The sequence below is a fragment of the Psychrobacter vallis genome (assembly GCF_904846715.1).
Lineage (GTDB): Bacteria > Pseudomonadota > Gammaproteobacteria > Pseudomonadales > Moraxellaceae > Psychrobacter > Psychrobacter vallis.
In genome coordinates this window covers 69,644-81,429 of sequence record NZ_CAJHBU010000008.1, presented here as the reverse complement: position 1 = coordinate 81,429, position 11,786 = coordinate 69,644, and the positions used below count along the sequence as shown (strand labels likewise).

General features: G+C 44.6%; 9 protein-coding genes and 1 tRNA gene. 5 read left to right on the top strand and 5 right to left on the bottom strand.

Features of this window, described 5'->3' with window-relative positions; all coding sequences use genetic code 11:
- Positions 1-63: 63 nt before the first annotated feature.
- The 5 genes from trpA (at position 64) to JMY02_RS07055 (ending at position 6,088) form a co-directional block, all read left to right on the top strand.
- The gene (trpA, locus tag JMY02_RS07075) at positions 64-888 is read left to right on the top strand and encodes a tryptophan synthase subunit alpha (RefSeq protein ID WP_201596599.1); all 825 of its coding nucleotides are present in this window, start codon (positions 64-66) and stop codon (positions 886-888) included.
- Positions 889-1,272: 384 nt separating this feature from the next.
- Positions 1,273-2,229 (top strand): acetyl-CoA carboxylase, carboxyltransferase subunit beta, encoded by a 957-nt coding sequence (accD, locus tag JMY02_RS07070; RefSeq protein WP_201596717.1) that lies wholly within the window; start codon positions 1,273-1,275, stop codon positions 2,227-2,229.
- Between the two features lie 336 nt (positions 2,230-2,565).
- Positions 2,566-3,921, top strand: a complete 1,356-nt coding sequence (locus tag JMY02_RS07065) for a bifunctional folylpolyglutamate synthase/dihydrofolate synthase (protein ID WP_201596597.1) — start codon at positions 2,566-2,568, stop codon at positions 3,919-3,921.
- Between the two features lie 233 nt (positions 3,922-4,154).
- Positions 4,155-5,264, top strand: coding sequence for a LysM peptidoglycan-binding domain-containing protein (locus tag JMY02_RS07060; RefSeq protein ID WP_201596595.1), 1,110 nt, complete (start codon positions 4,155-4,157; stop codon positions 5,262-5,264).
- Between the two features lie 287 nt (positions 5,265-5,551).
- A complete protein-coding gene (locus JMY02_RS07055; RefSeq protein ID WP_201596593.1) occupies positions 5,552-6,088 on the top strand; it encodes a DUF2726 domain-containing protein in 537 nt (178 codons plus the stop codon).
- A gap of 18 nt (positions 6,089-6,106) precedes the next feature.
- Here the strand turns inward: JMY02_RS07055 and JMY02_RS07050 are convergent, their stop codons facing one another.
- The 5 genes from JMY02_RS07050 to gatA all read right to left on the bottom strand — a co-directional run bounded on the left by JMY02_RS07050 (position 6,107) and on the right by gatA (position 11,722).
- Positions 6,107-7,078 (bottom strand): DUF1853 family protein, encoded by a 972-nt coding sequence (locus tag JMY02_RS07050; RefSeq protein ID WP_201596591.1) that lies wholly within the window; start codon positions 7,076-7,078, stop codon positions 6,107-6,109.
- Between the two features lie 413 nt (positions 7,079-7,491).
- Positions 7,492-8,301, bottom strand: coding sequence for a hypothetical protein (locus JMY02_RS07045; protein ID WP_201596589.1), 810 nt, complete (start codon positions 8,299-8,301; stop codon positions 7,492-7,494).
- Between the two features lie 213 nt (positions 8,302-8,514).
- Positions 8,515-8,591 (bottom strand) — tRNA-Pro (locus JMY02_RS07040).
- A 108-nt stretch (positions 8,592-8,699) separates the two neighbouring features.
- Entirely contained in the window at positions 8,700-10,226 is a 1,527-nt protein-coding gene (gatB, locus tag JMY02_RS07035; RefSeq protein WP_201596587.1) for an Asp-tRNA(Asn)/Glu-tRNA(Gln) amidotransferase subunit GatB, read from the bottom strand.
- Positions 10,226-11,722, bottom strand: a complete 1,497-nt coding sequence (gatA, locus tag JMY02_RS07030) for an Asp-tRNA(Asn)/Glu-tRNA(Gln) amidotransferase subunit GatA (RefSeq protein WP_201596585.1) — start codon at positions 11,720-11,722, stop codon at positions 10,226-10,228. Before gatA ends, gatB begins: the two co-directional genes overlap by 1 nt.
- Positions 11,723-11,786: the final 64 nt, after the last annotated feature.

Genomic DNA, 11,786 nt, shown 5'->3' with positions numbered 1-11,786 from the left:
ACCCTTCATTCATTATTTGATGAAGGGTCAACAAAGCCAGCTTATAACAATAAAGAGAACCCTATGACCCGAATTGAAAGCACTTTTGCAAATCTAAAATCACAAAATAAAAAAGCCCTCATTCCTTATGTGATGGCAGGCGATCCGAATCCCACGACTACCGTAGATTTGCTTCACGACTTGGTCAAACACGGCGCAGATATGATCGAAGTTGGCTTGCCATTCTCTGATCCCATGGCAGATGGTCCAGTCGTCGCTTTGGCAGGCGAGCGTGCATTAGCCGCAGGTACGAGTACGCGTGATGCGTTAAAAATGGTCGCAGAGTTCCGTCAGCAAGACACTCAGACTCCAATCATCCTGATGGGTTATCTCAATCCTGTTGAGATTATTGGTTATGATAACTTCGTCGCCTTATGCGAGCAGTCAGGCGTTGATGGTATCTTGATGGTGGACTTGCCGCCAGCAGAGGCGGGCAGCTTCACTCAGCATTTGACTGAACATTCGATGAATGAGATTTTCTTATTGTCGCCAACCACTTTGCCTGAGCGCCGCGAGCAAGTATTGACCCACTGCGGTGGTTATATTTATTACGTGTCTTTAAAAGGGGTGACAGGCTCGGCAACACTCGATACTGATGATGTTGCGACTCAGGTTCAAGCCATTAAGGCAGAGACAGAGTTGCCAGTGTGCGTGGGTTTCGGTATTCGTGATGCCGCTTCAGCTAAGGCAATAGGTACTCATGCAGACGGTATTATTGTGGGCAGTGCATTGGTACAGAACTTCGCTGATATCGATGCCAACGATGCTGATGCAGTTATAAATGCCCAGCAAAAAATCATGGCTAAGATGGATGAGTTGCGGACAGCTCTCGATAGTTTAAGTGCATAATCTGATAAAGTTGATCCTAAAAAATCATCATTTATAGTGAATGAACTATGTATAAAGAGTGCAGCTGTTAAAGCAAATTCACAGCTGGGGCAATTATAAATGACACATTTGGCGCTCAAATCATATGAATGTGAGTGCTAAAGTTTATCAGGGTAAAATGGCTGAGTGAAGTTATCGTCACAATGTTTATAAAGACCAGTTATAAAGATGAGGTCAAATGACTTTGCTAAAGTTAGTTTACGTGTGTAAACTAACATCACAATATAAATTGTTACAGTTGCGCGTAAGCGTGCTTTATAACTGCTCATGTTATGACTGTATGTGACTCTTAAATTTACTCTTAAGGACAAGTGAATGAGCCAACTTGCCGATAAGCCTTCGATAATGGCGAATAATATGACTGATACGATAACAAACTCCAATTCTAGTAACGATAGCGCGCCTAGCCTTGAGCAAAATCGCAATACCGCTGGGCAATCATGGTTTAATCGCTCGATACCAGGTATTAAGCAACAACTGACTGCACCATTGACGGCGGTAGAGACAGAGCCATCAACGAAATGTAGCAGCTGTCACTCGATGATTACCAACACGGCGCTGATTTTTAATAGTTATGTGTGCCCACATTGTGACCATCATTTACCGATGAGTGCTCGTGAACGCTTGAACTGGCTACTTGATACAGTAGATGGGGAGCTGGGGCAAGAATTTACCGCCAAAGACCCATTACGCTTTGTAGACAGCAAGCCGTACCCTGCGCGTATGAGTGAAGCGCAAGAAAAGACGGGCGAGTCTGAAGCGTTGATTGTCATGTACGGCAAACTGCGCAATCTTGCTGTGGTAACGTGTGCCTTTGATTTTCGTTTTATGGGCGGCTCTATGGGGTCGGTGGTCGGGGATCGTTTTGTACAAGCGGCCGAAAAAGCACTTAAAGATAACGTGCCTTTGGTTTGTTTTGCTGCTTCGGGCGGGGCACGTATGCAAGAAGGGCTGTTGTCATTGATGCAAATGGCACGAACCGCAGCTGCCATTGAACGTTTGAGAATTGCTGGCGTGCCGTATATTGTGGTACTAACCAATCCTGTGTATGGTGGCGTGACGGCATCACTTGCGATGCTTGGTGACATTCACTTGGCAGAACCAAAAGCGATGATTGGTTTTGCGGGTAAGCGAGTGATTGAGCAGACAGTGCGTGAGACGTTAGAAGAGCCGTTCCAGCGTGCAGAGTTCTTATTAGAGCATGGTGTGGTTGATGAAGTGGTGCATCGTCATCAATTAATTGACACTATTTATCGTCTACTGGCGAAGTTATGCAGTGTACCCAATGTTGACGCTCAATAGGTCAATGAGTTTATTGGGTGTATATTTAATCCAGAATAAAAATGGTATATACGTTAATTGTGTTCTACTGGTATAAATTTTCTTCGCTGGCTGTTCGTAAGCGTGACAGAGGCTTCATAAAATTCACACCAGCAGAATGGTAACCTTTTTAAAATGGATCGACCATATAACGATTTAGCGTTGTGCCAATATCTACTAAAGAAGTAGTATTTACCATCTAAATAAAACCAACGAATAGCATTTATCGTAAATAACGGTAAATGCTATTTTTTGTTTTGACCAAGCTCGTTATACTGTTTTGATTCTTTATCAAAAAATGTTATATAGGTTTTTTCCATGTCTGATTCTTTAATTTCTCATACGCATAGCCTTAATGATAAAGCCAGCCTAACCGAATGGCTGGATTATATGCAGCAGATACACGTCTCTGCGATAGATATGGGGTTGTCACGAGTATTGCCCGTCGCTGAGGCGCTCGGTGTGGTGCAATCTGCGAAAGATGATGCCTATGTGTTTACCGTGGCAGGTACCAATGGCAAAGGCTCAACCACTGCTGTCATTGCCCAAATGTGTCAAGCCGCTGGCTATAAAACAGCACTATATCAATCACCGCACCTGAGTGTTTTTAATGAGCGCGTCCGCATCAATGGTGAGATGGCCAGTGATCAGACATTGATTCAGGCCTTTAGCAAGGTAGAAGCCGCACGGTTGCAGTGTGATTTGACGTTATCATTTTTTGAGATGACGACTTTAGCGGCATTGCTGATATTTGCAGAAGCGGATTGTGATGTGTGGGTGTTAGAAGTGGGGCTAGGTGGGCGATTGGATGTGGTGAATATCATCGATCCTGACATGGCGGTCATTACCAATATCGGTATCGATCATGTCGATTGGCTAGGTGATAATGTTGAGGATATCGGTCGCGAGAAAGCAGGTATTTTACGTGACGATATGACGTTAATTTATGGCGCTACTGAGATGCCAAATAGCGTGCAGCAAGCGATCTCTCAGCATCAGGCGACTTGCTATCAGTTTGGGCAAGATTTTAGTTACCGTACAATGAACGCAACCACGTGGCAGTATAGTAATGCTGCTGTCACGATGCAACTTCCTCGCCCAGCACTATCATTGACGAACACCGCCAATGCCTTGTCAGCTGTATTGGCAAGTCCGTTAAACATTAACATGAGTGCTATCGAGCAAGCATTACAATCTGTTAAGCTGGCAGGTCGCTTTGATTATCGTGAGACAAAAAACCGTCATTGGCTGTTTGACGTGGCGCACAATGAGCAAGGCGTTACGTTTTTACTGGCGCAATTGTTGCCATTTTGGCAGCAGCATTTGGCCGAGCAACCTATAGAGGGTCAAGCCAGCCGTGCACCTACGACCATTAAAATGCTATTCTCGATGCTGGGTGATAAAGACATCGATAAAGTCGTGCAGCGTTTGACTGATGCAGGATTGCCCATTAGTGAGTGGTTTATTGCTGAAATTGATTATCCACGCGCGGCCAGTACCGAGCAGTTACAAGGCATTTTAACGAACTATGTCGATGGTGCTCAAATACATGAATTCAATCGTTTATCAGAAGCAACTTGTGCGGTAATAAATGCCAGTCAGCCACAAGATTTAATCGTGGTGTGCGGCTCTTTTCATACCATTGGAGAGACGCTGGCTGCGCTTGAGGTATAAGGATTCAAACCAAAACTGGGTTTGTTTGATGGTAATCTTGGCAATAGAACGATGGCAGACAGCACAAAAAATATGCTTTATAATCAAAGTGATTTAGACAGATAGCATATAATTGACACATAATGAAGGCAATCGGCGACAATGACTGAGTATCGATGCTATACCTGGCATAGTTTTGAGACCGCAACGGCGCCGCTCAATCAACCTTATTACCAACTAAGAGACGTAAACGGATGAACTTTTCGAGACAAGCCTTATTGGGCATTGGGATGATTCTAGGCGGTAGCGTGATGCTATACGCCATGGTGCAACAGATTGGTGATAGTAATAAGCCGCAATCAACGTCAGCGATGATAGACAAACCAAGTACTGAACAAGACTCTCCGCAGCCACTGACTACTGATATCGAGACCGAAAAGCGTATCTTAGCGCAAAAACAAAAAGAGCGCGCGGCTCGCGTGGCAGAACAAGAAAGACGCGCTCAGCAGTTTTTAACAGAACAGGAAATGGCTGAAGCAGAAGCATTAGCAAAAGCCCGTGCCGAAAGTCAGCAGTATGTAGAAAATATTGCATCAACAAATGAGCAAAATGCTGAGGCAGAAACCGAAAAAAACACAGAAAATGATGTGAAGAGCAAAGAAGCGCAAAATACTGAGAAACTGGCTAAAGCAGCAGATGAGGCAGTACAAGAAGCCAAAGCGAAAAAGCAAGCAGAGGCTAAGCAGCAAGCAGAAGCACAAGCAGAAGCTGAGAAAAAGCGAGAGACCGCTGAAGCAGCAAAAAAAGAGCCGCCAACGTCGACTTCTGATTATCAAGTCAAAAGAGGTGACGGACTCATCAAACTAGCAAGGCAGTACAACATGCCAGTAGAAGTCTTGGCGCAGGCAAATGATATGTCGCCATCGACATCGCTACAGTTGGGGCAAAACATAACTATTCCCTCACGTAATCAGGTGCAGCGTTTAGAGCGTGAAGCGGCCGCTGCTGAGCAAGTGCGTGAAGACAAGCGTCAAAAAGAAGAGGCGTTGGCCAAGAAGTCGGCAGATGCGAAACGTGATGCCCAGCAAAAACTCAGTGACGCGCGTAAAGAAGTCAAAGAAACAGACGCTAAAGGCAGCTTTGGGGTACAAGTGGCATTGGCGAATGACCAAGGCAAAGCGGATGAATTGGCAAAAAAATTCCAATCAGCAGGCTATCAGGTTAAGACCAGTGCTACCAGTCGCGGTGTTCGAGTCATTGTAGGGCCTGAACGTGGTAAAGTGGCAGCCTTAGCCTTAAAAGACAAAATCAATAGCGATCCCAAGGTAAATACGACCAGTGCTTGGGTGCTTTACTGGCGCTAAAAGGCGGTCTAGGCCGCTTTGGTTAGCGCCTTGCTTAGTAAATAATCCTGCTTATTTATATTTGTTTAACCTTCTATTTTTTCTTACTGAACACGACATCTATTGTCGTGTTTTTTGTTTTATCGTTTGCTGATTGGCGCATGTTTGGTTACGATGAGCAGCATTTTATTTTCTCTTTTTTATAACCTGTCAGTCTGCAAGGGCTGCCCTGTTGTGATTGACTAGTGCTGACCTTGATAAAGTCGTGACATATAGCCAATCATTCTCATATTGTATAAGGTAAAACCATGTCATTTGGTGTTATATTTTTAATATTGGCGGTTGGATTTTTGGGGCTGATTACGTTACCAAAATTGCTATCAAAGCGTAAACGTCAATATATCGAGCCTGAACCGAAACCTGTGCGCGGCGATGATTTGGCCATTTGGCCATTCGCGCCAATGCCAATTATGACTGATACTGAAGTGATCTTTTTTAAAAAGTTAAAAAACGCGTTGCCGGAGTATCATATTTTTGTGCAAGTTCAGTTGTCACGAATCATTGAAGCTAACAGTGATGAGACCTCTGAGCGTAGCTTTTGGTTCAATCGCATCTGTCGTCAAAGCGTCGATTATGTCATCGTTGATGTGGATTCACAGACCACGCTACTGGCTATCGAGCTTGACGACTGGACGCATAGTAGTAAAGCACGCCAAAAAGCCGATGACAAAAAAGATAAAGCCTTGGCTAGTGCAGGCATCGCCATTGTCCGCTTTCACGCGGAGCGTATGCCCAGTGCAGACATGCTCAGATATGAATTGATGCAAGTGATTGAAACGTATTGAGGGTTTTACGAGCGCGCGTTAAAAACTATCGTGAGCTTGATCGCGCTGATGAGGGTAAATAACAATCGGTCTATCGCCTTCAAAATATAATCCGGTTCTAAGGGTTTCGGTTTCAGAAAAGCTAAGCGGTGGTAGACGTTCATCATAGCTATCATAAAAGCTGCGTTTGCTAAACCATTCAATATAGCGTGCGGCTCTTAACGCTGTGATATCAATTGTCGCGAGATTCACCGTATCATTCTTATCACACCATTCATGTATCGGAAAGCTGGGCGTTAGCCAAACAGGCCAATCATAATGTTCAAAGCGGGTAGTGTTGATTGGCAAAAAGAATCGCCCTTTGATGACCCCATAACGCTTATCAATTTTAACTTGTCCGTGATTTTCAGTATCTACCCAGACTGACCGAAACTGCTTGGTTTGCATATGCGTCATTTTACGCTGCAAATTGTCTTTGGAATTAATCCCAACCCAATTCTCGGGCGCAAAAGGCGCTGATCCCATAAAAAACTTAATGGCCAGCTCCCAATGCTCGACAAGCCTTTCTTCATGATTGTACAAGATCAAATCCAGCTCACCAGTCGTTTGCTTACCGCTGTATAACTGCACGTTATTAGCCAGCGTTTCGTATGGATGTAGCTTGCGCGCAAAACCATCCTCTAACCAAAACGACAATAACCCTTCAAAGTGAAAGCCTAAACGGTTCGGGCTGGGTCTTTTTAATAAATAGCGAGTTAGCGCTTGATAAGCGTTTGTAGAGTCCAGCTCGGATAAACGCTGCTGATACTTCTCAAATTGTCCCAGCCAAAAGCTGGCGCTATGTACGGCAACCTCATGTGTGTTTTGATGCGGCGCAAAGTCTAGCCAATGCGTCAAGACGTTAGGGCATGCCAGCACATAAGCCAAATCACGTACAAAGGGACGCTGATAAGTTTCCCAAGGTGCGTAATCTGTAAGCGAAGAGGAAGGCTGAACGAGAGTTCCGGACATAGGATAAACCACATAATGGTAGAGCATTTACCCTAACTGCTCACCTACTAAAAGTCTAGTTATGGTGAGTATCAGTCAGGGCATTGCGCACGCTGTCGTTATGAGGGAAGGGCGATAGTAATGTGATAAATATAAATGCTGATATCAGGTGACGATAGTAGGTAAGGTAGTAGAATACTGAGCACTGCTCTAAGTAAAAAACGTTGCCACTTTTTTAGTTTGGTAGATTGGGTTTTAGGTGATTGTTGTGAGTGCTGGTTTAGGTGGGTCATTTGTATAGCTCCATATCGTATAAGTTGCATCGCTGCGTTGTTCTGCGATATGGATAGTTTAGATGTAGGAGGGTAGGGACTCGTAAGGGGCTAAGGCTAAAATAAATCAGCCCCCTAGCAGCCCCTATATATTGCTAGGTCTTATAAATCCTTTTTGACTGTTGTACTCGCAAGCACAGCTTTAGGATTAGTTATAGTTATGATACGTTCTATAGCTTTAGCGTTTACAGTAGAATCAGGATAACTGTTTAAGTAGTTCGCTACCTGTTTACCATGTGGTAAATGTGAGTTATTGCCATTCTTATATAACCCATTCCATGTGTCGTGACATAACTTCATTTCGATAGAAAAAAACTTATTATCAGGATCTAAATAGCCTTGGTTCTCTGCTGGCTCGCACATTTTAATCTTAGCTAGTTCAGCCTTTAAATTATCATTTTCAGCCTTAATGTGGTCAATGATAGTTTGTTGTTCTATATCAGTGTTAATCAACCTTTTTATTTGCTCACTGTCAAAGCGTAAAAGGTCTTTTAATTCGTCTTGATTTTTATAATTCTTAAACCCACTAAAAAATATATGATTTTCATCATATGGTATTGGATCAAATGGCACTTTATCGAGATGATAGTCCTCTAATAGCTCGTGTATTTTTAACATATGAGGATCAATAATCAATCCATCATCAAAAACACTTCCTTCACAAAAAATTGAATGGCTGTGCATTCTTTTAAAGATGCCTTTCAATGCTACATATCTAAAATTGTATTTAGAATTTCCATCATTATCAATTGTTTCTAATCTAATTCTAGGACTGGTTAAGTATAAATAAGTTTCTATTTTGTTTTCAGTTTCTAATTGATATATATCATCAAGTGTATAGTCATATCCATTTTTATCTTTTAGGTATAAGAACACCTCATCAAGCGTTGAATACTTTTTCAATAATTTCACAATTCACACCTCTATATCCTTAAATTAAAGTAGCTGCAAGGCAATATCAGCCTAAAGGTGCATGAGTAACTAGCTTTCGGTTGCTCATGCACCTTGTAAGACTTTTACTATTATTTGCTTAATGAATCATCATACAAGCACCAGCCAAATTTAGCACAAAAAAAAGCCAACCATTGAAAATCAATGATTGGCTTTTCTCTTTACTACTATGTTTGGTCGGAACGGCAGGATTTGAACCTGCGACCACTACACCCCCAGTGTAGTGCGCTACCAGACTGCGCTACGCCCCGAATGACTGACTATTTTACGCAAAATTCGGCACATTGCAAGAGCTATTTATTTTAACCAAAATCTATAACTCTAATTGACGTATCACAGTCAGCATAACCAATCAGCAATTAACCCAATAGCTCTTTTAGGATTTGGTTGACTTGCTGCGGGTTAGCACTACCACGGCTGGCTTTCATGACTTGCCCGACCAGACCGTTAAAGGCTTTTTCTTTACCGCCGCGATACTCTTCGACCATTGCTTCATTTTTAGCGATAACCTCTTCAACGATTGCTTTAATAGCGCCCGTATCGGTTTCTTGCTTGAGGCCTTTTTCTTCGATGATTTTGTCTGCCGCATCATCAGCATCGCCACCTTCGCGCTCATACAACGCAGTGAAGACTTTTTTAGCCATTTTACCCGACAGCGTGTCATCATTGATACGTTTGAGCAGTCCTGAGAGCTGTTTGGCACTGATAGGCGCATTAATGATGTCCGTATCGTCTTTATTGAGCGCGCCAAGCAGTTCACCCATCACCCAGTTACCAGCCATTTTTGCGTGCGTCTCACCAACATCAGCGACGACGTCTTCGAAGTAATCGGCAAGTTGACGGCTTCCAGTTAGGATACGAGCGTCATATTCTGAAAGCCCCAGCGCCTCTTCGAAGCGGGCACGACGAGCAACGGGAAGCTCCGGCATCGCAGCCTTAATCGCGTCAACTGTGTGCTGCTCGATACGCACAGGTAGCAGGTCAGGATCAGGGAAGTAGCGATAGTCGTTGGCATCTTCTTTGGTGCGCATGGTACGAGTTTCATCACGCTCTGGGTCATATAGCATCGTTGCTTGTACGACCTTACCGCCTTCTTCGATGATGTCAATTTGACGCTCGATTTCACGATTGATGGCGCGCTCGATGAAGCGAAACGAGTTCAGGTTTTTTAGCTCAGTACGTGTACCAAGCTCAGCACCAGGCTTACGAATAGAAACGTTACAATCACAGCGGAATGAGCCTTCTGCCATCACTGCGTCTGAGATGCCGAGCCACGTGACCAGCTGATGAATGGCTTTGATATAAGCGAGTGCTTCATGGGCCGAGCGCATATCAGGTTCAGAGACGATTTCGATCAGTGGCGTGCCAGCACGGTTGAGATCGACGCCAGTCATACCATCGATGGCGTCATGTACGGATTTTCCGGCATCCTCTTCCAAATGCGCGCGGGTGATGCCCATACGTTTTGGATATTCGTTCTTTTCCCCTTCATTGACCACGACATCGATGTACCCTTCGCCAACGATGGGATTGGCCATTTGGGTAATTTGATAGCCTTTTGGTAAATCAGGATAAAAGTAGTTTTTGCGGTCAAAAGTATTGTATAAACCCAGCTCAGCATTGACACCGATGCCGAATTTTAGGGCACGATCGACCACACCCGCATTTAGAACGGGCAACACACCAGGCAGACCTAAGTCTACAATACTGGCTTGGCTGTTTGCTTCATGACCAAAGTCAGTGGGCGCACTTGAGAATATCTTACTTTCAGTGTTCAACTGGCAGTGAATCTCAATACCAATGACCACTTCATAACCATCGACGAAAAGCTCTTTACGCACGGCGTGTTCACGGACGGCATTGTTATCAGTAGTAGCTGTACTCATTATACCGTCTCCTTCGCGATGGTAGAGTGTTGTAGATGATGGTCAGTATGCTGCTGGAACAGATGCGCAGTCGTGAGCAATTGACTTTCTTGCCAGTGCTTACCGATCAATTGCAATCCAATAGGCAAGCCCTCCAAGGTCAAACCAACTGGCTGGCTAAGTGCAGGCAGCCCCGCTAGGTTGACCGCGATGGTATAAACGTCACCCAAGTACATCGTTGCAGGATCAAGGTTGTCACTGAGCTTGTAAGCGGCAGTTGGCGCGGTTGGGCTAGCAATCACATCGCAGCTGGCAAATGCTTCATCAAAGTCTTTGACGATTAAGCGACGTATTTTTTGTGCTTTAGTATAATAAGCATCAAAGTAGCCAGCCGAAAGGGCATAAGTTCCCGTCAAGATACGGCGCTGTACTTCAGGGCCAAAGCCTTCAGAACGTGAGCGTGTGTATAGGTCAATGAGGTCGGTTGGGTTTTCACAGCGATAACCAAAGCGCACGCCATCGAAGCGTGACAGGTTGGACGATGCTTCTGCTGGTGCCAGCATGTAATAAGTTGCAAGTGTGATTTCAGGATCGGTGATGTTCACTTCCACAATCGTCGCGCCCAGCTCTTCATATTTTTTCAACGCGGCACGTACTGCTTGCTCAACCTCGGTATCTAGTCCTTTGCTGAAGTATTCTTTAGCGACGCCAATGCGCAAGCCGTCGAAGGGTTTATCACCAGCGGCGGCTTCTGCGTCGTTGAGGTCTTGTACGTAATCAGGCTTCTCATATTGAATAGACGTCGCATCACGTGGATCATGACCGATCATTGGTTGCAACAGATAGGCACAATCTTTGGCACTGCGTCCCATGCTACCAGCTTGGTCAAGACTGGACGCATAAGCAATCATACCAAAGCGTGACACGCGGCCATACGTCGGCTTGATACCGGTTAGGCCACAAAATGAGGCAGGTTGACGAATAGAGCCGCCAGTATCACTGCCTGTTGCGACTGGGACGAAACCTGCGGCGACGGCGGCAGCACTGCCACCAGACGAGCCACCAGGGACACGTTCTAGGTTCCAAGGGTTTTGCACCGTGCCATAGTAAGAGCTGCTATTGTCTGAGCCCATCGCAAACTCATCCATATTGAGCTTGCCCAAGCTAATCATGCCCGCTTTGTCGATATTAGAGACAATAGTAGCGTCATAAGGTGAGACGAAGTTATGTAGCATCTTAGAGCCACAAGTCGTCAGTACGCCTTGGGTACAAAAGATGTCTTTATGCGCCATTGGTACGCCAAGCAAGGGACGTTGATCGCCTTGTGCGCGCATCTCGTCTGCTGCTTTTGCTTGTGCGCGTGCTGTGTCAGAGGTATGAGTGATAAAGCTGTTAATCTTACCGTCTAGTGCGTCGATACGCTTGATGTAGTGTTCGGTTAATTCCGCACTGCTAAATTGTTTGTCTTGCAAGCCAGTAATCAGCTGCTCAGTACTTAATAAATGAAGTTCAGACATAAGGTGTCGTCCGTCAAAATGTTAATAGCATAAAATAAAATGAGATAAAGGCAACGATAGCATT

Bases quoted from the DNA above. Each gene is read 5' to 3' on its own strand.
- trpA (WP_201596599.1), top strand. From the start codon at position 64: ATGACCCGAATTGAAAGCACTTTTGCAAATCTAAAATCACAAAATAAA.
- accD (WP_201596717.1), top strand. From the start codon at position 1,273: ATGGCGAATAATATGACTGATACGATAACAAACTCCAATTCTAGTAAC.
- JMY02_RS07065 (WP_201596597.1), top strand. From the start codon at position 2,566: ATGTCTGATTCTTTAATTTCTCATACGCATAGCCTTAATGATAAAGCC.
- JMY02_RS07060 (WP_201596595.1), top strand. From the start codon at position 4,155: ATGAACTTTTCGAGACAAGCCTTATTGGGCATTGGGATGATTCTAGGC.
- JMY02_RS07055 (WP_201596593.1), top strand. From the start codon at position 5,552: ATGTCATTTGGTGTTATATTTTTAATATTGGCGGTTGGATTTTTGGGG.
- JMY02_RS07050 (WP_201596591.1), bottom strand. From the start codon at position 7,078: ATGTCCGGAACTCTCGTTCAGCCTTCCTCTTCGCTTACAGATTACGCA.
- gatB (WP_201596587.1), bottom strand. From the start codon at position 10,226: ATGAGTACAGCTACTACTGATAACAATGCCGTCCGTGAACACGCCGTG.
- gatA (WP_201596585.1), bottom strand. From the start codon at position 11,722: ATGTCTGAACTTCATTTATTAAGTACTGAGCAGCTGATTACTGGCTTG.